Here is a 24,376-nt window from a genome sequence, read left to right as displayed (position 1 = left end):
TTTATTTGGAGGATTGTTTGGCGGCAAGAAAAAGTAAGGGAATCAGGGACAAAGGATAAAAAATGAAACCGTTTTTAGGTTGGTCAGTTGTTCCGGCAGGTTTCACCCTGATGTCCCTCAACCCACCCTATCCAAGTGCGAGAATTTTTTGACCAGATGGATGAGGGATGAGGATATAAACGTGCAGCAGCCTCTGACATCCTGTCCGTCTAAACAGTCATAAATTCCTTTTCCCTGGCATACTTGCTTTTTTCCTTGAAGCCCTCAGCTATCTGCATTCTGCCTTGTTTCCACCAAAGTGTAAGTATTCAACCGGACATGAGATAACTTGCAAAAAGGATCGTTGGCGGTAGATGATAGGAGAGGAATCCACCCTGTAGGTGGTTAGCAGATTGAACGATAGGTGGATGAGTAATCTAGAGTTTTACGATTATAAGCCGCACCTAAGCAGCTTACGTGAGGAGATATTCAAGGGTTTGACTCAACCCCAAAAAGCGATCGCGCCCAAGTTCTTTTATGATAAACGTGGGTCAGAACTGTTTGATCAGATCTGTGAGGTGGAGGAATACTATCCCACCCGGACAGAGATTCATCTGTTAAAAACCTATTGCCGGGACATTGCCCAACTCGTGGGTCAAGATTGCTTGCTGATCGAGTATGGTAGTGGCAGTAGTGCCAAAGTCCGCCTGCTGTTGGATGCCTTGCCGCACCTAGCCGGCTATATGCCCATCGATATTTCCCAAGAACACATGCTGCAAGCGTCAGCAGAACTAGCACAATCCTATCCTGACTTGGATGTGATCGCCGTTTGTGCAGATTATACCCAAGATTTTCAACTGCCGCCCTACAGCAAAAAACCCGTTAATCACAAGCTAATTTTCTTTCCGGGTTCCACGATTGGCAATCTCCATCCCCAGGAAGCCATCCATCTGCTGAAACAGTCGCGTCGTCTTTTGGATAAAGGTGATGGCATGTTAATTGGTGTTGATCTCAAAAAAGACCCAGCTATTTTAAATGCTGCCTATAATGATGCCCAGGGAGTTACGGCTGAATTTAATCTCAACCTGTTAGAGCGGATTAATCAGGAGCTAGATGCTAATTTTAATTTATCCCACTTTCGCCACTGGGCTTTTTATAATCAAGATGAAAGCCGCATTGAGATGCACTTAGTCAGTCTCAAGGAACAAACTGTGGTTATCCATAACACACCGTTTCACTTTCGTCAAGATGAAACAATTCACACCGAAAATTCATATAAATACAGCATTGAAGAGTTCCAGGATATGGCAAATTATGCTGGATTCGATACTCAACAGGTATGGACAGATGCTGATCATCTCTTCAGTCTCCACTACCTAACGATTAGCCATTAGAAATTTTAATTCCCGGTTCCCTAGAAGGGCGGGTTTAGTCAAATTATCGGTTTATGGCAAAATGTGAGCGGTAAAACCCGCCCCTACATACCTGTTCCCTGTTCCCTGTTCCCTGTTCCCTGTTCCCCGTTCCCTGAAAAATGGCAAAAGCTGACAAAATAAACTTTTATTGTCCGAGTGGTTTTCCCGAATTTCTCCCAGGCGAAAAGCGTCTGGAGATGTATTTGATAGATACAATCCGCCAAGTTTTTGAGCGATATGGATTCACACCTATCGAAACTCCAGCAGTTGAGCGATTAGAAGTCCTGCAAGCTAAAGGAAATCAAGGGGATAATATTATTTACGGGTTGCAACCCATTTTACCCCCCAATCGCCAAGCAGAAAAAGAACAGGCGGGAGAAAGTGGTTCAGAAGAGAGAGCCTTAAAATTTGATCAGACGGTTCCTTTAGCGGCTTATATTGCCCGTCACCTGAATGAACTTCAGTTCCCCTTTGCCCGGTATCAGATGGATAATGTATTTCGGGGAGAACGGGCAAAAGCGGGACGCTATCGCCAATTTCGTCAATGTGATATTGATGTAGTGGGTCGTAATAAGCTGAGTTTGCTCTATGATGCTCAAATTCCTGCAATTATTGCCGAAATTTTTACGGCGATTAATATTGGAGACTTTTTGATCCGTATAAACAATCGCAAAGTTCTCAGTGGGTTCTTTGAGTCGATTGGTTTAGGCGAGAGCAAAATTATGCCTTCTATCCGGATTGTAGATGCCGCCGAGAAAATTGGCGAAACAAAGGTGAAAAAAGCACTCTTGGCTGAAGGGTTATCCGATGAACAAGTCGAGCAAATTCTTACCTTTACCAAGATTCAGGGTTCGGTAGATGATGTGTTGGCACAATTAAACGCCATGCTTGAGGATAAACCAGACGCTCAGGTATTGAAAACTGGCATTGCTGAACTAGAAACGGTGATTACCGGAGTGCGGAATTTGGGGGTGAGCGATCGCGTATTTTGTATTGACCTCTCCATTGCTCGTGGCTTAGATTATTATACGGGAACGGTGTATGAAACAACACTTGTTGGTCACCAAGCCTTGGGTAGTATTTGTTCCGGGGGACGCTATGAGGAACTTGTGGGCATGTTTGTCGGGGATAAAATGCCAGGAGTGGGCATTTCCATCGGCTTAACTCGATTGATGAGTCGTTTGATTCAAGCCGGGATTCTGGAGTCTTTCTCGTCTACACCCGCCCAAGTGATGGTGGTGAATATGCAAAGTGACCTGATGCCCCTGTATTTAGAAGTATCTCAGAAACTGCGTCAGGCGGGAATTAGTACAATAACCAGTTTTGATGAGCGTTCTGTGGGCAAACAGTTACAGCAAGCTGATAAACGGGGAATTCCTCTTTGTGTCATTATTGGCTCGGAAGAAGCAGCATCTCAAACATGCGGTTTGAAAAACCTGAAAACCGGGGAGCAAATTGCCGTTAATATAGAGCAGCTAGCTGATCAGGTGAGCAACCAATTAGCCTAAGGGCATTTCTGTAGAGACGTAGCATGCTACGTCTCCAGCCTAAGGGCTATTTTGTAGCATCAATTACAGACAAGAACAATGAACTATACGGCGACTAAAGCATCGTGGTAAGAGTTATGGTGTAAACGGAAATGAACCTGACTAAGAGCATACCAGGTTTGCTCATCGACCACTCCATCTACCACTAAGCCATAACGTTTTTGAAAGGAGCGCACAGCGCGTTCTGTTTGTTCGCCAAAATCACCATCAATTGGCGCTGAATAATCCTGAGTCAGATGCAGCACCCACTGCAAGGGAATCACCATATCATGTCGGCTACCTCGATTTAGTACAGGCATATTAACTGGGGCACCCTGATAAAGAGCTTGCCACGTCAGGGAATCGACAATACCATTGGCTTTGAGGAACATACTTTGCTGAAATTCCATCACAGCATCATGGACACAGCGATCAAAATACCCTCCCATCAGACCAGTATAGGTGCCGCAATGAGCCAAAAGCTTTTGCAGTTCTAAAACCTCGGCTCCCACCGAACCCAGTTGCAGTATAGGTTTTTGCACCGATGATTTAGCGGTGAGTCTAACCTTTGATGTCGTTTCCGGATTAAAAAGCGCTTGCATAGTAAAGTCCTCATAAGTTTAAGTAATGGACGCCAGGAAATAAATTTCTGGAACCTAAAGCTAAAGTAAGCTAAAGCTTACTGGGTAAGTCTTTGAACCCGTTTGAACGGGATAAGAGCTTTGAGAGGAGTATTTGAGTTCAGGGCTTAATCAGCGTGACATTAATTTTAAGATACTGTTGATGACGGAGAACTTATCCTAGCTAACCCAATCAGCCTTGTCATCATCCGATTGGGCAATTGGGTGAAAGGATGTATTCTATCTCAACTTAATCCTACAGTAAGTTTAACGGAAGGGAAATCATACAAAAGCGATCGCGCTTGAGTGGGAAGGTTCAAGTACGCGATCGCTTAATTAAATTTAACGGATTTTATCTCAACCGCCCAATGAACGGTTAAGTTGGCTCTAGGCGAGGATAAAATCACTACTGCTGAGGGTACTCGCTTGAATCCCACTCAAAATAGCTAAGTCTGTATTGAAGACACTAATGCGAGTATCATTACCATCTTGAATCAGGTCGAGCTGTTGGAACGTGATACCCAAACCACGAATGCCAATCCGGTCAATCTCTAGCTCAAAGTCGGTAATCGTGTGAGTCGCACTGGGAACAAAGCCATTAACAATCCAGAACTGTTCTGCACCATTGCCACCCGTCATGGTGCTACCACCATAACCACCGAACAATAGATCATCGCCGTCGCCGCCTGAGAGTTGATCATTGAAACTAGCAATCAGGATATCATCACCTTTGCCGCCATCCAGACTGTTATTGCCTGAACCAAACGAGGCATTAAGAATATCATCGCCATCGCCACCAAACAATTGATCATTGAAGCCAGCTAAGAGATTGTCATCACCTTTGCCACCATCTAGGATATTATTTCCTGTACCAACAGAAGCGTTAAGGATATCATCGCCGTCACCGCCCAGAAGTTGGTCATTGGAGCCAGCCAAGAGGTTGTCGTCACCTTTACCGCCATCAAGCAGGTTATTTCCGCCACCATTTAAGGCATTGAGGATATCTTCACCTTTGCCGCCTAATAGGTGATCATTAGAACCAGCGAACAGAACATCGTCACCTTTACCTCCATCAAGCAGGTTATTTCCGCCACCACTGGAGGAATCCAGAGTATCATGACCATTGCCGCCAAACAACTGGTCGTTGAGGTTAGCTAATAGAACATCGTTGCCTTTACCACCATCAAGTAGGTTGTTTCCCGCACCATTGGATACATCCAGACGATCATTGCCAGCTTCACCAAAGAGTTGGTCGTAGCTATTACCAATGAGGGTGTCATTCCCTTTACCGCCGTAGAACTGATTACCACCAGCACTTCCTGAACCATCCACCTCATCATTCCCAGCCAGGGCAAAAACGATGACTGGACTGTCCGTAATAGTGAGAATATCATCGCCACTGGTGCCAAAAATCGGAGTGGGAGCAATCTTTTGGTTACCAAAGTCGATGTTCGTGACTGTATCACCAGGACGCAGCACCACCCTTTGAGGTTGGGGAGTACCGGGCGTAGGTACAATACTGACGGCTAAGTCGTCGTGGACATAGCTCTGGTTGTACGCCACTTGTACCCCTTCAGAAGCATCAGCATTTTCGATGCCAATCGTGGCACTGGTTAAGATGGCATTCATTTCATCGTATTGATAGAGAATGCTGCCATCTGAGTCTAGGATCGCCTGAAATGTCAGGGAACCTTGATCAAAGTAACGAGGAACATCCTGATACTGAACAATGAATTGATCCTCAACTTGATCGTGGTAGTAATAAACCGCACCTCCCCGACCGGGATTCAAATCATCCCAGAAGGGCGCAATGAAATCATTGGGTTGATTGGGATTGAGAATCGGATCATTACTAAAATCACGGGCTTCAGAGCCAAAACTGAGGTATCCATTTGAGGAAATCTTGACCGTATTTTTATCTTCTCCGAAGAAAGAGAAGTTGAAGGGTAAGTTAACTTGGGCGAAAGAGTCATCACTTAAACTGAGCCTTGTACCCAATCTTGAGATATCCATCCAGTCAAAAGTCGGACCACCGGGTTGGTCGCTGTCAGACCATTGGTAGTTAACCGCAGTTGGAGACGTGGCTCGCCAACCTGGTCGCAGCACCTCGGCAACGTTGTAGACACCGGGAGTCAGGTTAGTAAACGTATAATTGCCGTTAACATCAGTTTTTGTGGATGTTTCACCCGAATCGAGTTGACCGTTCTCGTTATCATCCAGATAGACTGTCCAACCTGCGATACCCGGTTCACCAGCATCTCGCTGCCCATTTCCGTTAAAATCATTCCACTTACTACCGCTAATTTCTCCTGGCTGAGGTACTCCGACAAACACATTATCTATAGCCCAGTTATCGAAGTTATTGCCACTGTGGTTGATTTGTCGCCACCGGAAACTGGTGCTACTGGTTTGGGCTGCGGTGGGAACTGTTTCGCTGAGGGTTGTCCAACTGGTGAAGTCTTCGGTGTCATAGAGACCAAGTTGAGTCCAACTGCTACCACCATTGATGGAATATTCCAGTACTACATCTTCCCCTGGATCAGCATTCTCGCCACCATTGGAGCCATTGCCAAAGATTAGGTCAAAGAAGACTGTACCGCCACTGGAGACATCCACAAAGTTGGTGGTAGCAAAGCGAGAGTTCCCGCCAGAAGAACCGCCGTTAAACCACAGCGAGTTCCCATCACTACCGACAAAGTTGCTATTGGCTGTGCCGTTGGTAATCGTTGACCATTGACTATTGTCAATATCTGGATCAAAGTCATCAACAACACTGTTGAGGATCGGGGGTCCAACTGTTATATTGTCTATTGCCCAGTTATCGAAATTATTGCCACTGTGAGCAATTTGCCGCCAACGGAAGTTGGTGCTACTCGTCTGAGCTGCAGTGGGAATCGTCTCAGTTAGGGTTGTCCAAGTGGTGAAGGCTTCGGTGTCGTAAAGACCAAATTGGTTCCAAGTGCTGCCATTATTAATAGAATATTCCAGCACCACATCTTCCCCTGGATCAGCATTTTCGCCACCGTTGGAGCTATTGCCGAAGATCAAATCAAAGGTAATCGTGCCGCCATTAGCGACATCTACCAGGTTGGTGATGGCAAAACGAGAGTTACCACCAGGAGAACCTCCGTTGAACCAGAGGGAGTTCCCATCACTGCCAACAAAGTTGCTATTGGCTGTACCGTTAGTGATGTTTGACCATTGGCTATTGTCAATGTCTGGGTCAAAGTCATCAAAGAGTACGGGAAGTACTGGGGGAGGGGTAGAGCCAGTCAGGGCGCTGTAGGCATTGAGCCGCCCACCTGTAACAGTCATTCCTTGTAATGCTGGAATTGGGTCAACGGTTGCTAGGATACGATCCTTGACCTGTTGGGCTGTTAATGTGGGATCGTCAGACCAAATCAAACTAGCAACACCTGCTACGTGGGGACTTGCCATGGATGTCCCACTCTTAAAACCGTATCCACCCCCAGGAATCGTGCTGTATACGGAGGAGCCTGGTGCGCCTAGGTCTACGGAATTAAGTCCATAACTGGAAGTCCCAGATAACTGATCGTTATGATTTGTGTTAGCTACGGAAATAATGTTATCTAGGCTATAACTGGCAGGGTAATGGGGGGAAATGTCAGTATTTCCACCAGTATTCCCAGCCGCAGCAATAAATAACTGGTCTGCATTACCAGCCGCCGCGATCGCATCATACAACCCTTGGGAAAAGCCGCCACCCCCCCAACTGTTGTTGGTCAGGTTAGCTCCCATCATCGTGGCATATTCCACTGCCTGAATCGCATTAAAGATACTACCGGAACCTGAGGCGCCGAGGAACTTGAGCGCCATAATATCAGCCGACCAACTGACACCCGTCACACCGATTCCGTTGTTTCCTTCAGCGGCGATTGTCCCAGCTACATGGGTGCCATGACTGTTATCGTCAAACGGGTCGTTATCATTATTAACAAAGTCCCAACCGTAGACATCATCGACGTAGCCGTTATTATCATCATCAATCCCATTTCCGGCAATTTCTCCCGGATTTGTCCACATATTGTCATTGAGATCGGGATGGTTATAGTCCACCCCGGTATCAATTACCCCAACGACTATATTGTTTCCGGTTTCAATATCCCAGGCTTCGGGAGCATCAATGTCCGCGTCAGAAGTACCACCTGTCTGTCCGGTATTATTTAACCCCCAAAGTTGATTGAATTGGGGGTCATTGGGAACAGTTGTAGTGGTGGAAACGATATAGTTAGGTTCGATATATTCAACTGTAGGATTGTTCCCATAAAGGGCGATGGCTTCAGCAACGCTCATCCCTTGAATTTCCCAAAGCTGAATGCCTAAGTTCTGAGTGGACTGTTTGACATTAGCGTCAAGGCTGGTTTGTAGAGCGTTAATTTGATTCGTTGAGGCAATGGATGGGTTAAGTTTAACAATCACCTCACCGGAGGTGTAGTCTGTTCCTTCTACTCCCATGGTGCTAGAGAGTTCTTGCACTAAGGCTTGGAATTCAGGTGACTCCATCTCTCGCTTGGGCAAAGCAGCTACTTCATCAGTATTTTCTCCTTCTAATTCTACTGAATCATTGAGTTCAATTTGGCTGTTTTCGGATTCATCGAACAACTCGTTTACTGACATCGTTCTCATTCCTTAAACGAAATTACTTGGACAATCAGATTCAGTGGTTATTGCACCACAGCTAACTCGCGGCAACTCGTGATCCTTAACTGAATTAGTCTGGATCTGGCAGCGAATTTTACGCAAATGAACGATTTTTTTGATAAAAATTAACAAAAACTGAACGATCAGACACAGGATTCACTCCTTCACGCTCAATTAATGTAAGTCAAAACTGATTCAACGAAACACTGTATCTCGGAGGTTTCCGCTGGCGGACGTAAGTCCTCAAAAATTAACCTGAATTTAACCTTACTGAGACAGCCGTAAGGTTAGACCATCGATATCTATAAGAGGAGTATAGATGGTTCTTTTCCGTCAATCAAACTAATTAACAAAACTTATGAATATCCCAGGAATCAACTGTCCCAGTAGATGTTGAAATCCTAGTCAAAACTGCCTTATTTAGGCAGATGTCATGAAAGGTAAACTCCTGGAATGACTGAACAGCTTATCCCATAGAACTTTTAGCTTGAATAGAGGGCGATCCAACCGAATTGAATGGACGGGTGTTGTGAATTGATGTAAGCGGGTCGCCCCTACAGGTTGTTAGATCATGTCCACTCCTCTCCTATTCTCGTTGATATACCTTGCCAACAGCATCTCTCCTTCAAAAGGAGGATGTTCTAGGCACAAATACTGACTTATTAATAATAAGGATACTCAACCACATAGGCGATTAGTCCTCTGGAGAGGTCAACTACCCCGCTCATGCTTACCTACCGCTTACGTTCTCAGATGAGAGTGGCTGTGGATAGTTCTCAGGGATTGATAGAGATGAACAGAACCGAAAACTTGCATCGAGCCAATCAACATCAAACCAACCAGGGAAGCGTCGTTTCCATTCGCAGCAGCGTCATCGACGTTCAGTTTCCGCATCAGCTTCCGGAAATGTATAGCCAGCTTCGGGCGGGTGAGGATGACCAGATTGTGATTGAGGTGGTTAACCATCTTAACGATAAGACGATTCGGGGTATTGCTTTAACTCCAATTTCAGGGTTAGCGCGAGGTTCGGTTGTCAAGGATACAGGTACTCCCTTGCAAGTTCCTGTGGGAAAACAACTACTTGGTCGCGTTTTTAATGTATTGGGCGACACTATCGATAAAAAAGAGAAGATCACGGGGGGAGAGTGGCGTTCCATTCATCAACCTGCGATTTCTCTGGCGGAACAATCGACGACTTCGGAAATTTTGGAGACGGGGATCAAAGCGATTGATGTGCTAGTTCCCCTAGAACGTGGCGGAAAAGCGGGATTGTTTGGTGGTGCGGGTGTGGGTAAAACGGTTCTGCTGACGGAAATGATCCACAACATGGTGACTGAACATGAAGGGGTGAGTTTCTTCTGTGGGATTGGCGAACGCAATCGGGAAGCGGAAGAACTGTATCGCGATATGCAAGAGGCGGGGGTTCTAGAGAGTACCGTGATGGTATTCGGGCAAATGAATGAACCGCCAGGTGCTAGATTCCGGGTTGGTCATGCGGCTCTGACTATGGCAGAGTATTTTCGGGATGATGTGCAGCAAGATGTGTTGCTGTTGATTGATAATACGTTTCGGTTTATTCAAGCGGGACAGGAGGTGTCGGGGTTATTGGGGCGATTACCCTCTCGTGTAGGGTATCAACCGACGCTGGGAACAGAGTTATCGGAATTTGAGGAACGGATTACGAATACCGCAACGGGGGCGATTACTTCGGTACAGGCGGTTTATGTCCCAGCCGATGATTTTACTGATCCGGCTGCTGTTAATACGTTTGGTCATTTATCCGCTTCGTTGGTTCTGTCTCGTAAACGGGCGAGTCAGGGATTGTATCCGGCGGTTGATTTGCTGCAATCGGGTTCTAAGATGTTAAGTCCAACGATTGTGGGCGAACGTCATTACCAAATTGCTCAAGAAATTAAGAGTACCTTGGCGGGTTACGAAGAACTTAAAGACATTATCGCCATGTTAGGGATGGAAGAATTATCCCAACGCGATCGCCAAACGGTCAACCGGGCGCGACGACTTGAGCGCTTCCTAACTCAACCTTTCTTTACAACTGAACAATTTACTGGGAAAAAGGGCAAACTGGTGAGTTTAGACGAAGCCCTGGATGGATGTGAGCGCATTCTCAATGATGAGTTTAGCGATTATTCGGAGCGATCGCTCTATATGCTCGGTTCTATCGACGAAGCACTTGTAGAGACGCGCCATGGCGCGTCTGGGAGCGGGGGAGATAAGGAAGATAAGGAAGATGAGGGAGATGAGGGAAATGAGGGAGAAAACAAATGACGAATGACGAATGACAAATGACAAATGACAAATGACGAATGACCAATGACAAATGACCAATGACAAATGACAAATGACCAATGACAAATGACCAATGACTAATAACCAATGAACCTTAAAATCTTGCTTCCTACAGAAGTGCTTTTAGATCAAGACGTGACCAAAGTATCCGCCGAAGCGGAAAATGGTTCCTTTACCTTATTACCGAATCATATTGACTTCGTAACGGCGATTGTTCCTGGCATTTTATTCTTTGAATCTGAATCGGAATCCACGCCGGAGGTTTTTATCGCTGTGGATGAAGGAATTTTAGTTAAATGTGGGGCAGAGGTTTTGGTTTCAACTGGACGAGCGATTCGGTCGAATGACCTAGAATCGTTACAGCAAACCGTAGAAGAGGAGTTTTGGCGCTTGGATGAACGGGAAAAAATAGCAGCTAGTGCGATCGCGAAATTAGAAGCGAGTTTTGCTCGTGGTGTATATGAGATAGGAGGGTCAAGTGGTGAAACGTCCTAATCACTCGAGACGACGACAACACAATAAGACGTTTCTGGGGAAAATAAAAGACAAATCCATCCGTAAACTTAAAGCCCGCAAGGAAGAAAATTTAAGTGTTTTATATGGCTTGACATTGATGGGCTTTGTGGGTTGGTCAGTTAGCATTCCCACGTTAATTGGGGTGGCAATTGGACTGTGGCTAGATCAAGTTTTGCCCACTCCCTTTTCTTGGACACTCACCTTAATGCTGGTGGGTTTAGTTCTCGGTTGTATCAATGCTTGGTACTGGGTGCAGCAGGAGTCTGCCGATGAATGAATCAGCACAGACACTCCCACTATTAATTTTATTGGTGGGCGCAATTATCACGATTTCCATCCTGGTTAAGGAAGGAATGACGCGCTTGGGCTTACCCAGTTTAGTGGGGTATTTGGTGCTGGGCTTTCTGCTGCGGCTGGCGGATTCTCAGTGGCAATTTCTGGGAGAATCGGGGCAGGAAATTTTTGACTTTTTAGCTGAAGTTGGCGTGATTTCGTTGTTGTTTCGGGTGGGGTTAGAAAGTGATTTAGCGGGATTGATACACCAGTTAGCTAGAGCTACGAAAATTTGGATTGGCGATATTGTCGTCAATGGCGGGTTAGGTTTTGTCACCTCCTATTGGTTACTGGGACTGGCGTTTATCCCCAGTTTATTTATTGCGATCGCGTTTACAGCAACCAGTGTCGGTGTATCGATTGGGGTGTGGCAAGAAGAAAATGCCACAGATTCTAAATATGGGGAATTACTGTTGGATGTGGCGGAACTGGATGATATCTCTGGGGTAATTTTAATGGCGTTATTGTTTGCTATTGCACCAGCAATTCAAGACAGTGGAACGGGAGAATTACTGCCCGTCATTGCCCAAACCTCTGGCATATTTTTCCTGAAAGCTGTGGTTTTTGCGACATTTTGCTATGTTTTCTCGCGCTTTTTTGAGGCAAAGCTGACTAAGTTCTTTCGCCAAATTGAAGCGCCACCGGAACCGATGTTGGAGGTGGTGGGGATTGGCTTTATGATTGCCGCGATCGCGGGGTTGTTGGGGTTTTCGGTTGCTATTGGCGCCTTCTTTGCCGGATTGGTGTTTAGCCGTGATCCCAATGCAGTCAAGTTTGATGCGTCGTTTGAATCCTTATACGAACTGTTTACCCCGTTCTTTTTCATTGGGATTGGCTTGAAAATTAACCCCAGTGCGCTAACGGCGGCTTTGGGGATGGGAGGAATTCTCCTTGTCGCCGCCGTACTTGGCAAACTTATTGGTGTGGGGGGTCCGACTTGGTTAACCACAGGTGGGATAGCTGCTGCGTTAATTGGCGTCAGTATGGTGCCTCGCGCCGAAATTACCATGATTGTCATGCAACGGGGACTCTCACTGGGGGAGTGGGCGGTATCCAATCAGGTTTTCGCCGCCATGGTTGTTGTATCAGCGGTGACTAGCATTCTAGCACCGATTGTTCTCCGTTCATTGTTGAACAAATTGCCGGAAACTCAAACAGGAGTAAGTAACTGATGCCTATTTCACCGCAGCTTATTATCTGGATTGCGATCGCTTTAGTGCAAGTCAGCCTACTGGCAATAGCACCGTTGTTAATTCGTTGGCTTTCTTTACTTCCTTAATTGTTCGGAAAATCTCTCTTAGATTAGATGCGCTATGGCACATCTGGAACAGGAAAAACTTAGATCAGGGCGGGTTTAGTCACATGAACCCAGACAAAAATGGATAATATTAAAACCCGCCCCTACAGTCATCAAAACGTTTTTATCGGAGCATCACCATGAACAATATATTGCATTTAATCCTCGCCTTTCCCGCCGGCTTTGCCCTAGGAATTTTCTACTTTGGTAGTCTGTGGCTTACCGTGCGCCAACTGCCAACCACCCCTTATCCCATCCGCTTATTTGTGGGTAGTTATTTAGGTCGTATGGTGCTTGCCTTACTCGGCTTTTATATCATCATCAATGGACATTGGGAACGAGCGCTGATTGGCGTATTGGGTTTGATTGTTGCCCGCACATTGTTGGTGCGTCGTTTTGAACCAAAACCTTGGCATTTAAGTCAGTAGGGAGAATAAACGTTAACAGTGGAGATCGTCATTTGTCGTTTGTCATTTGTCATTCGTTGGACGTTAATTTGAAATTGAGAGAAGGAGAATAATGAATGTTACCCCAGATACTATTATTTTTTGGCAGTGGCAGTGGTTTAAACTGAACGCCACCCTGGTTTATACCTGGCTCGTAATGGCAATTTTGGTCGTGGGATCTTGGCTAGTGACGCGCAATTTGAAAGTTGAACCCGAACAGATGTCGAACTGGCAAAATCGCTTAGAAATTATTGTTGAGATGATTAATGGTGAGATTCGCCAAGCCACTAATCGAGAACCCAGTGAATTTCTGCCGTTTGTGGGGACAATTTTTCTGTTCTTTGCCCTTGCCAATATTCTTACCGTCATACCCGGTTACGAATCCCCCGCCGCGTCTCTATTCACTACAGGCGCTTTTGCCTTGTGTGTGTTTTTTGCTGTACCGTATTATGGGATTAAGCATTCTGGGTTTGGCAGTTACCTGAAACATTTTATTGAGCCGACGCCCGTTGTTTTACCCTTCAACATTCTCAGCGAAATTACCCGGACGCTATCCTTAGCTATTCGCTTGTTTGGGAATGTGATGAGTACGAGTTTATTGGTGGCAATTGTTTTATCACTTATCCCGCTATTTGTTCCTATTCCCGTCAGAGCTTATGGAATCGGAATTGGGGTCATTCAGGCGTATGTTTTTGCCATTTTAACCCTCGTCTATATCGCGTCAGGGATTCGCGCCCAGCGTAAGAGTCAACAAAAACGACAACAGCAACAGCAATCAGAAGAAGGAGCAACTTAGATATGGATAATCTTGGTCTTATTGGCATCGCCTCGATTCTTGGTTCAGCACTTTCCATTGGACTCGGTGCAATTGGACCCGCGATTGGGGAAGGATTGGGATTGGCAAATGCCCTACGTGCGATCGCGCAACAACCGGATAAGGCAAATACGATTACCCGCACCTTATTTGTGGGTATGGCATTTATTGAATCGACGGCGATTTATGCCTTCATTGTGTCGATTATTCTCATTTTTGCTAATCCGTTTTGGAATCACTTTTTAAATCAGGGAGGAGGATAAGCTAGTGATTGATTGGTTTACATTTGTTGCTCAAATTATTAACTTCATCATCCTCATTTTTCTACTGTGGCGCTTTTTGTATAAGCCCATAACCAAAACCATGGGGGAGCGCCGCAAGCGGATTGAGCGTCAGTGGAAAGAAGCTCAACAGCAGCAAGAGGAAGCCCAAGCCGAGGCAGAATCCTATCGCCAAAAGCAACAAGACTTAGAAAAACGGCGCGAAGAGTTGCTGAATGAAGCCAAAGAAAAGGCAAAAGCTGAACAGGAAAATTTAATCAAACAGGCACGTCAAGAGGTTGACAAAAAGCAGTCAAAATGGCAGGAATCTATTCAACGACAGCAAGAGTCTTTCCTGGAGAATCTGCGACAACGGGTAAAAGAACAAACCCATAAAATTAGCCGTCGCGCCTTACAGGATTTGGCAAATGCTGATTTGGAAGAACGGGCGATATCGGTTTTCATGGAACGCCTAAAACACCTGGATGAGGAGGAACGAGAAACTTTCAAGCAATCTGTACAGGAATCTGAGCAGGATGTTGTCATCAACAGCGCCTTTGATATGTCGGAAGAGACACAGCAAAAGTTACGGGATATTCTCCGCCAGGAAGATATGATCAATGGCAAGGATGTGGAATTCTCCACCTCATCCGATTTAATCTGTGGCGTAGAAATGCGGAGCAAAAATTATCAGATTGCTTGGAGTTTAGCTGACTATCTAGAAAGCCTAGAGGAACAGTTATCTAAGGAATTCCCGAATAAGGCTGAAGCAGAAGGAAAAGCAGAAGACGAACAAGGAAAGCCAAACGGAAAACAAGACGAACAAGATAAAAGGGAGCTTTTAGGTCTGAAGGAGTATAAAAGATGAAATGAGATAAATCATCCTTGAGGCAGATAAATTTTGACGCCTCATTTTTTAAGCTAAGTGCCGAGGACTAGAAAATTGAGGTGAATTAGCTGAACTATTTTCTAGTCGCAGGACTATATTTTACAAATTGGCAATTTGCCCAAAACCGCACAAGGAGATATTATTGAATGCTGAATTCTATGGCTAAAAAAGAATGCAATAGCTGGGTAGGAGTGAAGAAAGGAGGCGCGTTTACCTTAATCACCTTGTCCCTACTCCTAGGCGCTTGTACCCCCGAACCGGAAGCAACGGTTCCTCAAACGGAACCTGACACAACATTGACAGAAACCGATGATACAGACGTTGAAGACGTTGCTGAAGATACGGAAGAATTCATCGGTGAGACGGTAACCGTTACGGGTGAAGTGGAAGCAGATTATGGGATCAATACCTTTGTCATAGAAGAAATGGGTGACATCTTTGCTGATCAAGTGTTAGTGATCAATACCGCCGCAACAACTGAGCCAATTCTGGCAGAGCAGAATGTCCAAGTTACTGGGGTAGTTCGCGAACTCGTAGTCGCTGATTTTGAGCGGGAATATGATATCACCTGGGAGGGGGATATTCGGCAGACGATAGAAGCTGAGTATGTCGGAGAGCCTGTTATCGTTGCTGATGCTGTCGAGGTATTGGATATCCCCTAGAATTTTGGGTAAAAAACCCTACTCCATGGCGAGCGAGACTCTATACAGCACTTTCTAACACCGTGTAGTACAGCAACTCTAGGACAGCTCTGTTCTGCTCTTGGAAAGGGTGTATCACATCGAGTCTGAAAACGCTGTAGCGAGCGAGACTCTATAGCGAGCGAGACGCTCGCACTACGGCGGCGGCGGTAATTCTTGTTTGCCTCTTTCCTCCTGCTATCTACCATCTGCCATCTACCATCTGCCATCTGCCTTGTTCATGAACGGAAAGTCAATGTCACTACAAACGGTTCTAGATGAAACCTTTACCCAGTTAGACCAGGGATTAGAAACCTATCAACCTGAACTCCAACTGCGGGAGGTGGGTTTGGTCAAATCTGTCTCCCGTGGCATTGCAACAGTTAGCGGTTTACCCACGGTAAAAGCTGATGAATTGATTCGCTTTCCGGGTGGGTTGTTAGGGATTGCGTTTAACTTAGACCCGGATGAAGTAGGGGTTATTTTACTAGGGGAAAGCGAACATATTGAAGCCGGCGATCGCGTACAGCGCACGGGACGGATTTTGGATGTACCAGTGGGAGAGGCGCTGCTGGGGCGGGTGATGGACGTCACCGGTCGTCCGTTGGATAATCAGGGGGCGATTCAAACCACTGAACGTCTGCCCATCGAACAGGAAGCCCCGGCTATTTTAGACCGCGCCCCGGTAAAAGTGCCATTACAGACGGGGCTGAAAGTCGTGGATGCTTTGATTCCCATTGGTCGCGGTCAACGGGAATTGATTGTTGGCGATCGCCAAACCGGGAAAACCGCGATCGCAGTGGATACGATTATTAATCAAAAAGGGAAAGATGTCATCTGCATCTACTGCGCTGTGGGTCAACGTACCTCCGCCGTGGCTAAAGTGATTGCCCAGTTGCGCGAACGAGAGGCGATGGATTATTCCCTGGTTGTCGTCGCCACCGGGGAAGATGCTCCAGGGTTGCGCTACATTACCCCATACTCGGCGATGTCCATTGGCGAATATTTTCGCGATCGCGGACAGGATGCGTTAGTGGTAATTGATGATATGACCCGTCATGCTTGGGCATATCGTGAACTTTCCCTACTGCTGCGGCGTCCCCCAGGTCGAGAAGCCTATCCCGGCGATATTTTTTATATTCATTCCCGGATGTTGGAACGGTCAACCCACCTCAGCGAGGAATTGGGAGGCGGTTCCCTAACGGCATTACCCATAGTCGAAACCCAAGCCCAGAATATTTCAGCTTATATTCCAACTAATTTAATCTCAATTACCGACGGTCAGATTTACCTGTCTCCGGATTTATTCCAGCAAACCGTCTTACCCGCAGTGGAGGTGGGTAAATCGGTGTCGCGGGTTGGCGGAAAAACTCAGTTATCGGCGTATCAAGAAGTGGCGGGAGATTTACGCCTGTCTTATTCTCAATTCCAAGAAGTGGAAGTATTTGCTCGGTTTAGCACCCAGCTTGATCAAGACACTCGTCATACCCTAGAACGAGGGCGTCGGGTGCGGCAGATCCTCAAGCAAAAGGAATCCCAACCGTTATCGGTTCCTGAGCAAATTGCTGCCCTTGTCGCGGTGAATCAGGGGGTTTTTGATGAACTGCCCTTGGATCAGGTTCGAGACGCCGAAACAGCCGTCAGAGAAGCGGTGACAGCGGAATTATCTGAGGTGTGCGATCGCATTGTATCGGGTGACAAGTTAAGGGATGAGGATTTAGAGGCAATTTTACGGGTAGCTAAGGAGGCGATACAGGCGTATAAACCAGAACAAGAGCAAGAAGAAGAACGAACTGAGCAAGAGTCGGAAGAAGACTAATTTTTATCATTGTAGCAGTTGTGGTCTTGGTCATCTTTGCTATTGCTAAAGGTAGTAAACGCCGGGGTAGTCATGGTGGCGGTGGCTTTGTCCCTGATACTAACGGCGATAATGGTGATGGCTTCGGTGATGGTGGTAATGGTGGTGGTGACGGCGGTGGTATCGGCGGTAGTTCTGGTGGAGGTGCTGGTGGCGGCGGTGGTGGGGGTGCTGGCGGTGGTGGGGGTGCTGGCGGTGGCGGCGGCGGCGGCGGTGGCGGCGGTAGTTGATGCGAGAGTTGTAGGTTGGGTTGACGCGCCGAAACCCAACACTATTTAGGCTAAAGCCCTGACTACGAACTAAGATATCGTGAGAGAAGAACCGTCCCGTTAAGAGAAAATCCTTTTTCAATGACTGCAATTACTCCCAACTCCGCCAAACACAAAAAAGCTAAAGCCTTGAAACCAGGGACTATACGCCCTGCCAAGGAACTCTGTAGCGAATGTGGTCTGTGTGATACATACTATATTCATTATGTCAAGGAAGCTTGTGCCTTTCTTAACCAACAGATTCCCGAATTAGAAACTCAAACCCATGGACGTAGCCGGAATCTGGATAATCCCGATGATTTGTATTTCGGCGTTAACCAAACCATGATGGCGGCGCGGAAACTTCAACCGATTGAAGGGGCGCAGTGGACTGGAATTGTCAGCACTATTGCCATTGAAATGCTCACCAGTGGCAAAGTTGAAGGCGTTGTCTGTGTGCAGAATACCAAAGAAGACCGTTTTCAACCCATGCCGATTATCGCCCGAACGCCAGACGAGATTCTCGCCGCCCGGGTGAATAAGCCTACCCTGTCTCCCAACCTCTCCGTATTAGAACAAATCGAACAGTCGGGGATGAAACGCCTATTAGTGATTGGCGTCGGCTGTCAAATTCAGGCATTACGGGCGGTGGAAAAAGAATTGGGCTTAGAAAAACTTTATGTTCTGGGGACGCCCTGTGTGGATAATGTCACCCGCGCTGGCTTGCAGAAATTCCTGGAAACTACCAGCAAATCCCCTGATACAGTCGTGCATTATGAGTTTATGCAGGATTTTCAAGTTCACTTCAAACATGAAGATGGTTCAATTGAGAAAGTCCCCTTCTTCGGACTGAATACCAAAGAACTTAAGGATGTATTTGCCCCATCTTGTATGAGTTGTTTTGATTACGTCAACTCTTTGGCAGATTTAGTTGTCGGTTACATGGGCGCCCCCTTTGGTTGGCAATGGATTGTGGTGCGAAATGACCGAGGACAGGAAATGCTCGATCTGGTGCAAAATCAGCTAGAAACGCAATCGGTTACGTCTAAGGGGGATCGACATCAAGCCGTGCAACAGAGTATTCCGGCCTATGATAAAGGGGTTACCTTACCGATGTGGGCAGCCAAATTAATGGGGGTGGTGATTGAAAAGATTGGTCCGAAAGGATTGGAGTATGCTCGTTTCTCGATTGACTCCCACTTTACCCGCAATTATCTCTATGTGAAGCGTCATCACCCAGAGAAATTAGCAGCCCATGTGCCAGAGTTTGCTAAGCGAATTGTCGGACAGTATAACTTACCCGATTAAGGGAGTTATCGAGCCAGGGAGTGGGGTTAAGTTGTGGCTTCAACAAATCAGTATCAAGCGCAACTGACCCTGACTCAATTGATCGGGTATAATTTCAGCCAAACGCGATCGCCCGCTCAAAAATATTACGACAATCCAACTCTTGTCAATTCTGTTATATAGCGCGTCTAAATCCAAGGCGAAATCTTTTTGTTCCCTGTTCCCGACAAAACCAATGCCGTCCAAAACCTTTATTGTTCGCGCCCACGCGAGAACTATCCATACTCGCCCTGTCACATTTATATGTGCAAAGTGCCATCAGGCGACGACTCGCGAATGTTATCCGGGTACACCACCGAAATACTGTCTCAACTGTGCGCCGAAGAAGAAGAAAGCCTCAGCCAGCCGAACACCCGAAAAGGGTATGTTTAAACCCACTCATCACTTAGTTGCTCATAGAACAGGTGAACAGATACCCGTATGCTTAGAAACCTCCCCTGATCCGGGATGGTTTTGGGTGCGTACTGCCCTGGATTGGTTTTCCGGAGAGTCGATTATTCAATATCATAGACAGAAGGGATTACACAGCCGAGATCAACCCTTGGCGGATTACTCCCTGGACGAGATAGCCTCTGACACAGGGACTTAACGGTTGGACATCCTTAATGTCTTTAAGATGTCAGGAATTGGGCTAGTCCAAAAATGATTTGCCCAGTTTTGTTTGGCAGGTTTTAGCGATCGCTGAGTGGGAAAGCGTGCAAATAAGCGGTCTAATTCACTTCTGCCGCCTTCATCCCACAGCATTTCAATCGGTTTAAATGTTTCAGTATGTGGAAAATCAGGACGGTGGCGAGTTAATCGTTCAGCGTATTGGGTCAACGGCTGAAAGTGAATCGAATAATAGAGTCTGTTGACTGGATAGTTTCTGATTTCAAAGCAGGGAAAAAATTCTGGAAAGCGTTCCCTGGCTTCTTTAAAACGGTTATAGATATCCCGTTCCCAGCGCTTGCGGGTAATATCATCAATGTCTATACCTTGCTCATTCAGGAGAATCATCGAATTATTGGAACGGTGCATAACTAAAGAGGACTTGCTTCACTCTCTACTTTAGAAAGGCGGTGTGACAAGGTTATGACAAATTAATGACAATTCTATCGAGGGGTTGCTGAAGTAAACAATAAGTTAAAGCTATGCTTTGCCGAAAAACTGTTCAACTATTTCAATCATAGTGGCGTTGTAATAAAACTTCGTAAACTCCCCTTTTTGTGGCATTTCCCCAACAAATCGACGGAATTATAGGGGTTTCCGCGATTATTCGATTTGGGGTAGAATATTCTAAATTGGGGGATTTTATTGACTTAAATAGGGTTGCAATTGCCCAAACCCTTAATAATTCATACAGTTTCGGCTAATTTTTTGCCCTCAGCCAACGAATTAGTTTTGCGCCAAGCCATGTATTTATGCGAAGAAATGTAAAGTAATAGTGCAACAGGTTGACTATAAGCGTGTTGTATGATTTGGATTTAGGCTTCACAACCTTTGAGGGAATCTGGTTTTGACGTTAGGGCTGGTTTTGCTACAGATGTTATTGGTAGGATTCAAAGTTGAGTGCCTAAACCCGCCCCTACAGCGTTTTGTATTCTTGAGATTTCGGGTTAGTAAGCCAATGCCAACCCATCCCCACGGGGTTCAGATGCGGCAACGAAAACGCCTCCCTGGTGTAAAATCATCTGACCCTTGCCAAATCGTTTCCTGTCGGTACTCATTTCAATATGATGTCCCCGTTGGGCGAGTGCCAAAGCCACCTCAGACGGTACTGTTGGCTCTAAAAGTACCTGATTTCCGGCGATAAACTGCCATCGTGGGGCATCTAGTGCTGCTTGGGGATTCATGCCATAGTCTGCCAGATTCACCACCATTTGTAGATGTCCCTGGGGCTGCATATATTCCCCCATCACGCCAAAGGGTCCTAAGGGTTGACCGTCTTGGCTGAGAAAGCTGGGAATAATCGTATGATAGGGACGCTTCCCGGGTGCGACTTGATTGGGATGAGCGGCGGCTAAGGTGAAACCACACCCCCGATTGTGCAGGGCAATCCCTGTACCCGGAATCAGAATCCCACTACCAAACCCTTGATAATTGGATTGAATCAACGACACCATCAACTCCCCATCTGCGGCGGCTAAATAGACGGTTCCGCCTTTGGCTAAACCGGGTTGGGCTAAGGGAATTGCGGTTTGGGTGATTAACTGGCGACGGGTTTGGGCATAGTCTTTATCCAGGAGTCGCTCAACTGCTACATCCATAAATCGAGGATCGGCGATATAGCGCTTGGCATCGGCAAAAGCTAGCTTCATCGCTTCAATTTGCAGGTGATAGCTTTCCACCGAGTCACGGGGATATTGACTTAAGTCGAATCCTTCTAGGATATTTAAGCCGATTAATGCCGTTAATCCTTGGGTGTTGGGCGGAATTTCCCAAACCCGTAAATCTCGATAGGTGGTGGAAATTGGGTTAACCCAATCCGCTTGATGGGTGGCGAAATCAGCTACGGTTAATAAGCCACCCGTATCCGCCGCAAAATTCGCGATCGCACCAGCAATATCTCCCTGATAAAAGCATTCACCGCCAGTTTGGGCAATCTGGGTTAAGGTGTGAGCATGAGCCTCACTTCCCCAAATCTCTCCTGGGTGCGGCGCCCGGTTATTGGGGAAAAAGACAGATTTAAATGGTTCAAATTCTCGCCCCTTCAGGGGAAGGAAAATCGCCTCCGCCTGTTTCCAAGCCATTGCCGTAACTGGGGAAACTGGATATCCTTGTTTGGCATAGCGAATCGCCGGGGCAAATAACTGCTCAAAGGGTAATTTCCCCCACCGTTGCCATAATGTTCGCCAAGCCGAGACGCATCCGGGTACGGTGACGGGTAACCACCCCCGTTGAGGGATATCCTCCATCCCAGCGAAATGGTCTAAAGTTAAGGCTTGAGGACTTTTACCGGAGGCGTTGAGTCCATGTAACTGACCATCCCAGACTAAGGCAAAGGTGTCAGAACCAATTCCATTGGAGGTTGGTTCAACAACTGTAAGTGCGATCGCGATCGCTAACGCCGCATCAATAGCATTCCCCCCCGCCCAAATCATCTCCATCCCCGCTAAGGTGGCGAGGGGTTGGCTGGTGGCGACAGCACAATGTTTGCCCATAATCACCCGTCGCGTTGAAGGGTAGGGGTAGTGAGTTAGGTTATTTGTCATTTAATGGGCGTTGAGGAGTTTTGTCACGGTTTCTCGGAAAGCTTGGACGCTAGACTCGAAACGTTTGAAGAGTAGCACCCGAATCAATCCCCGCAGGTTCGCCCCGGCGGTTTGTAAGCTGGAATAGGGTTCTTGTTTCTGCTTGGCTTTTAAGACATACTTGCCTATACCATAACGGGCATAACAGAGTTCATTGGCGGGGGGATTGGTGAGTTGGCGTTTACGGGAATAAGGATAAAGTCTCTATCTTTATAGCGGAAGTCGTTTAAGAGAAGGTTTTCCCCATTTTCGCCATCATCTCGCAGCATTCCTAGGGAGAGGACACGGGCGTTAAGATGATAGACTTCATTGTAACGTTCCCACATTTCTACGAGGGGGGCGGGACAAAGAATTAAAGGGCGGGCGCGTTCGACTTGTTCAAAGCGTTTGACAATCGCCGCGCCAATAAAGCTTTTCCCTAAGCCAACGACATCGGAGACGAAACAGCCACCATAGTCACGGATAATTTTGATGGCTTGGTTAACGGCTACCTTTTGGAAGTCGGCGAGTTGGCGGGTAATCGCGTCATCGGCGATAATTTCAATCCGGTTTTCCTCCTGAATGCGATCGCGGACTAACATATAGAGGGTTTTCATCTAGATATCGTAGGGGCGGGTTGGTGCCATTACCCACGACTGCTGCATCTGCTGCATTAGGGTTTCGTCGAAGTCTTCGGCGTCTTCCCAGAGTTGGTGATGAAAACCCCCTGCTTTTTAAGGGGGGTTTGGGGGGATCTTCCGCTATTAAATACATGCTTTTGAGCAGTATTGGAGCAGGTTGAGTTTAGTTATCAGTTTTTTTTGCCAACGTTGAGCGTCAGCGTTCGACTGAGACGTTCGGCGAGCGCTCAGTCGAGTCGCGCTCACGCCGAAGTCCGAACCGATGAATCGCCGATAAGCTAATAACCTGCCTCCTCTTCGTATTCAGGGGTTTTAGTCTTTTCAGGAATATTAACAGGCGGTGCTTGATAGGGTTCGCGCTCTACAGTATCTTCCCAAGCATCACCTTCTACCTCATAATCCGCGTACTCATCTTTGTACGGCTGCTGATCAGGTTCGGGTTCAGCATAAAGAGGTTCTTCATACCGACGCGCTGCTTGAGACGAATCTTCCCATTCATCCCCCCAATTATCTTCTTCCAGTTGGGCTTCGGCATAAATTGGCTCTGCCCGTTGTTGGCGTATCGGCTCACGTATCGGCTCCGGTTCTGGTTCTTGCCAATCCTCATCCCACCGTTCCTCGACTGGCGTAGCCGTCTGGATGGGTTGAGAAATCGGGGTGCGAACGGGTATTCCTGTCCCCAATTGATTTTCCGGTCGGGTGGTGGGCGCATAGTACCCTTCCTCTTCTTCCCGCTCCCAAGGAGCACTGCCAATGCCCATCCGCTCTAGAATACCCACGGTTAGCTGAATCAACCGTTCTTGAGCGCCTTCAAAGACGATTAAGCGGTCCGGACCACTGCTGACAATTTCCTCAATCGGTAATTCATAGGTACTAATCACCTGATCAGGGATTTGGGGTAATCCCAAGGAGGCAATAATCAGAGACGCCACCTTGCCATCTTCTACGCTAAACTTGAATCCTCGAACCCGACCTAAGAGTTCCCCGGTTTCGGTAATCACTTCGCTATTGATCAGCGTACTGTAGGCATCAACGTCAACATCCTCAACCACATCCTCATCCTCAACCAGGATGACATCACCCACTTGTTGAATGCTGCTGAGGAGCATATACTGTGGCATTCCAGCCAGCGAGAGCAGGTTGTCTCGTAACCCTAATGCCACAACTTCGCGCCGATCAATATCTACGAGCAGCTCCTTAACGACACCTAGGCGCTTACCGTTATTGCGAGTAATCACCTGAGTATTTAAAAAATCGGAGCGCTGACGAATTAGTTCAGTTGTCATTATGTCTTGCAATCCTGAATCTCGACTCCTGCTGGAATGGTTA

21 protein-coding genes are annotated in these 24,376 nt (G+C 46.8%); 15 read left to right on the top strand and 6 right to left on the bottom strand.

Annotated features, from left to right (window positions below; genetic code table 11):
* Positions 1-407 precede the first annotated feature (407 nt).
* Positions 408-1,373 (top strand): L-histidine N(alpha)-methyltransferase, encoded by a 966-nt coding sequence (egtD, locus tag ACLFWI_RS01590; RefSeq protein WP_446411440.1) that lies wholly within the window; start codon positions 408-410, stop codon positions 1,371-1,373.
* Between the two features lie 140 nt (positions 1,374-1,513).
* Complete coding sequence (gene hisS, locus ACLFWI_RS01585; RefSeq protein ID WP_446407457.1) at positions 1,514-2,902, top strand: histidine--tRNA ligase; 1,389 nt, start codon at positions 1,514-1,516, stop codon at positions 2,900-2,902.
* An 83-nt stretch (positions 2,903-2,985) separates the two neighbouring features.
* Here the strand turns inward: hisS and ACLFWI_RS01580 are convergent, their stop codons facing one another.
* Positions 2,986-3,522, bottom strand: a complete 537-nt coding sequence (locus ACLFWI_RS01580) for a peptidoglycan-binding domain-containing protein (protein ID WP_446407456.1) — start codon at positions 3,520-3,522, stop codon at positions 2,986-2,988.
* Between the two features lie 405 nt (positions 3,523-3,927).
* The gene (locus ACLFWI_RS01575; protein ID WP_446411439.1) at positions 3,928-8,178 is read right to left on the bottom strand and encodes a S8 family serine peptidase; all 4,251 of its coding nucleotides are present in this window, start codon (positions 8,176-8,178) and stop codon (positions 3,928-3,930) included.
* An 816-nt stretch (positions 8,179-8,994) separates the two neighbouring features.
* Here ACLFWI_RS01575 and atpD point away from each other — a divergent pair.
* From atpD to ACLFWI_RS01510, 13 genes are all read left to right on the top strand, one after another.
* Complete coding sequence (gene atpD / locus ACLFWI_RS01570; RefSeq protein ID WP_446411442.1) at positions 8,995-10,488, top strand: F0F1 ATP synthase subunit beta; 1,494 nt, start codon at positions 8,995-8,997, stop codon at positions 10,486-10,488.
* A gap of 108 nt (positions 10,489-10,596) precedes the next feature.
* On the top strand, positions 10,597-11,004 hold the full coding sequence (locus ACLFWI_RS01565) for a F0F1 ATP synthase subunit epsilon (protein ID WP_446407454.1): 408 nt from the start codon (positions 10,597-10,599) through the stop codon (positions 11,002-11,004).
* The gene (locus tag ACLFWI_RS01560) at positions 10,991-11,302 is read left to right on the top strand and encodes an AtpZ/AtpI family protein (protein ID WP_446407453.1); all 312 of its coding nucleotides are present in this window, start codon (positions 10,991-10,993) and stop codon (positions 11,300-11,302) included. The genes ACLFWI_RS01565 and ACLFWI_RS01560 overlap by 14 nt, the downstream gene beginning before the upstream one ends.
* A complete protein-coding gene (locus ACLFWI_RS01555; RefSeq protein WP_446411438.1) occupies positions 11,295-12,530 on the top strand; it encodes a cation:proton antiporter in 1,236 nt (411 codons plus the stop codon). The genes ACLFWI_RS01560 and ACLFWI_RS01555 overlap by 8 nt, the downstream gene beginning before the upstream one ends.
* A gap of 265 nt (positions 12,531-12,795) precedes the next feature.
* Positions 12,796-13,083 (top strand): N-ATPase subunit AtpR, encoded by a 288-nt coding sequence (locus ACLFWI_RS01550; RefSeq protein ID WP_446411437.1) that lies wholly within the window; start codon positions 12,796-12,798, stop codon positions 13,081-13,083.
* Positions 13,084-13,174: 91 nt separating this feature from the next.
* Entirely contained in the window at positions 13,175-13,897 is a 723-nt protein-coding gene (locus ACLFWI_RS01545; protein ID WP_446411436.1) for a F0F1 ATP synthase subunit A, read from the top strand.
* A gap of 2 nt (positions 13,898-13,899) precedes the next feature.
* The gene (locus ACLFWI_RS01540; RefSeq protein WP_446411435.1) at positions 13,900-14,178 is read left to right on the top strand and encodes a F0F1 ATP synthase subunit C; all 279 of its coding nucleotides are present in this window, start codon (positions 13,900-13,902) and stop codon (positions 14,176-14,178) included.
* Between the two features lie 4 nt (positions 14,179-14,182).
* Positions 14,183-15,043: a F0F1 ATP synthase subunit delta gene (locus tag ACLFWI_RS01535; RefSeq protein WP_446411434.1), complete on the top strand. Its 861-nt coding sequence runs from the start codon at positions 14,183-14,185 to the stop codon at positions 15,041-15,043.
* Positions 15,044-15,210: 167 nt separating this feature from the next.
* The gene (locus ACLFWI_RS01530) at positions 15,211-15,726 is read left to right on the top strand and encodes a hypothetical protein (protein ID WP_446411433.1); all 516 of its coding nucleotides are present in this window, start codon (positions 15,211-15,213) and stop codon (positions 15,724-15,726) included.
* A 274-nt stretch (positions 15,727-16,000) separates the two neighbouring features.
* Complete coding sequence (locus ACLFWI_RS01525; protein ID WP_446411432.1) at positions 16,001-17,563, top strand: alternate F1F0 ATPase, F1 subunit alpha; 1,563 nt, start codon at positions 16,001-16,003, stop codon at positions 17,561-17,563.
* A gap of 20 nt (positions 17,564-17,583) precedes the next feature.
* Positions 17,584-17,832: a hypothetical protein gene (locus ACLFWI_RS01520; RefSeq protein WP_446411431.1), complete on the top strand. Its 249-nt coding sequence runs from the start codon at positions 17,584-17,586 to the stop codon at positions 17,830-17,832.
* A 120-nt stretch (positions 17,833-17,952) separates the two neighbouring features.
* Positions 17,953-19,158: a Coenzyme F420 hydrogenase/dehydrogenase, beta subunit C-terminal domain gene (locus ACLFWI_RS01515; protein ID WP_446411430.1), complete on the top strand. Its 1,206-nt coding sequence runs from the start codon at positions 17,953-17,955 to the stop codon at positions 19,156-19,158.
* A 214-nt stretch (positions 19,159-19,372) separates the two neighbouring features.
* Positions 19,373-19,786, top strand: a complete 414-nt coding sequence (locus ACLFWI_RS01510) for a hypothetical protein (protein WP_446411429.1) — start codon at positions 19,373-19,375, stop codon at positions 19,784-19,786.
* Here ACLFWI_RS01510 and ACLFWI_RS01505 read toward each other — a convergent pair.
* The 4 genes from ACLFWI_RS01505 to ACLFWI_RS01490 all read right to left on the bottom strand — a co-directional run bounded on the left by ACLFWI_RS01505 (position 19,783) and on the right by ACLFWI_RS01490 (position 24,333).
* Positions 19,783-20,214, bottom strand: coding sequence for a hypothetical protein (locus ACLFWI_RS01505; RefSeq protein WP_446411428.1), 432 nt, complete (start codon positions 20,212-20,214; stop codon positions 19,783-19,785). The genes ACLFWI_RS01510 and ACLFWI_RS01505 overlap by 4 nt on opposite strands.
* Positions 20,215-20,792: 578 nt before the next feature.
* Positions 20,793-22,388 carry a gamma-glutamyltransferase family protein gene (locus tag ACLFWI_RS01500; protein ID WP_446411427.1) on the bottom strand — a complete coding sequence of 532 codons (1,596 nt, stop codon included), beginning with the start codon at positions 22,386-22,388 and terminating at the stop codon, positions 20,793-20,795.
* Positions 22,389-22,552: 164 nt separating this feature from the next.
* A complete protein-coding gene (locus ACLFWI_RS01495) occupies positions 22,553-23,023 on the bottom strand; it encodes a hypothetical protein (protein WP_446411426.1) in 471 nt (156 codons plus the stop codon).
* Positions 23,024-23,325: 302 nt separating this feature from the next.
* Entirely contained in the window at positions 23,326-24,333 is a 1,008-nt protein-coding gene (locus ACLFWI_RS01490) for a PRC-barrel domain-containing protein (RefSeq protein ID WP_446411425.1), read from the bottom strand.
* Positions 24,334-24,376 lie beyond the last annotated feature (43 nt).

It is taken from the genome of Coleofasciculus sp., assembly GCF_046539235.1.
Taxonomy (GTDB): domain Bacteria; phylum Cyanobacteriota; class Cyanobacteriia; order Cyanobacteriales; family Coleofasciculaceae; genus Coleofasciculus.
Note: the sequence above shows the minus strand (reverse complement) of the source record. Positions and strands in the feature narration are given on the sequence as shown.

Excerpts from the sequence above, each read along its gene's own strand:
- egtD (WP_446411440.1), top strand. The coding sequence starts at position 408 with ATGAGTAATCTAGAGTTTTACGATTATAAGCCGCACCTAAGCAGCTTA.
- hisS (WP_446407457.1), top strand. The coding sequence starts at position 1,514 with ATGGCAAAAGCTGACAAAATAAACTTTTATTGTCCGAGTGGTTTTCCC.
- ACLFWI_RS01580 (WP_446407456.1), bottom strand. The coding sequence starts at position 3,522 with ATGCAAGCGCTTTTTAATCCGGAAACGACATCAAAGGTTAGACTCACC.
- ACLFWI_RS01575 (WP_446411439.1), bottom strand. The coding sequence starts at position 8,178 with ATGTCAGTAAACGAGTTGTTCGATGAATCCGAAAACAGCCAAATTGAA.
- atpD (WP_446411442.1), top strand. The coding sequence starts at position 8,995 with ATGAACAGAACCGAAAACTTGCATCGAGCCAATCAACATCAAACCAAC.
- ACLFWI_RS01565 (WP_446407454.1), top strand. The coding sequence starts at position 10,597 with ATGAACCTTAAAATCTTGCTTCCTACAGAAGTGCTTTTAGATCAAGAC.
- ACLFWI_RS01555 (WP_446411438.1), top strand. The coding sequence starts at position 11,295 with ATGAATGAATCAGCACAGACACTCCCACTATTAATTTTATTGGTGGGC.
- ACLFWI_RS01550 (WP_446411437.1), top strand. The coding sequence starts at position 12,796 with ATGAACAATATATTGCATTTAATCCTCGCCTTTCCCGCCGGCTTTGCC.
- ACLFWI_RS01545 (WP_446411436.1), top strand. The coding sequence starts at position 13,175 with ATGAATGTTACCCCAGATACTATTATTTTTTGGCAGTGGCAGTGGTTT.
- ACLFWI_RS01540 (WP_446411435.1), top strand. The coding sequence starts at position 13,900 with ATGGATAATCTTGGTCTTATTGGCATCGCCTCGATTCTTGGTTCAGCA.
- ACLFWI_RS01530 (WP_446411433.1), top strand. The coding sequence starts at position 15,211 with ATGCTGAATTCTATGGCTAAAAAAGAATGCAATAGCTGGGTAGGAGTG.
- ACLFWI_RS01525 (WP_446411432.1), top strand. The coding sequence starts at position 16,001 with ATGTCACTACAAACGGTTCTAGATGAAACCTTTACCCAGTTAGACCAG.
- ACLFWI_RS01515 (WP_446411430.1), top strand. The coding sequence starts at position 17,953 with ATGACTGCAATTACTCCCAACTCCGCCAAACACAAAAAAGCTAAAGCC.
- ACLFWI_RS01510 (WP_446411429.1), top strand. The coding sequence starts at position 19,373 with ATGCCGTCCAAAACCTTTATTGTTCGCGCCCACGCGAGAACTATCCAT.
- ACLFWI_RS01505 (WP_446411428.1), bottom strand. The coding sequence starts at position 20,214 with ATGCACCGTTCCAATAATTCGATGATTCTCCTGAATGAGCAAGGTATA.
- ACLFWI_RS01500 (WP_446411427.1), bottom strand. The coding sequence starts at position 22,388 with ATGACAAATAACCTAACTCACTACCCCTACCCTTCAACGCGACGGGTG.
- ACLFWI_RS01495 (WP_446411426.1), bottom strand. The coding sequence starts at position 23,023 with ATGAAAACCCTCTATATGTTAGTCCGCGATCGCATTCAGGAGGAAAAC.
- ACLFWI_RS01490 (WP_446411425.1), bottom strand. The coding sequence starts at position 24,333 with ATGACAACTGAACTAATTCGTCAGCGCTCCGATTTTTTAAATACTCAG.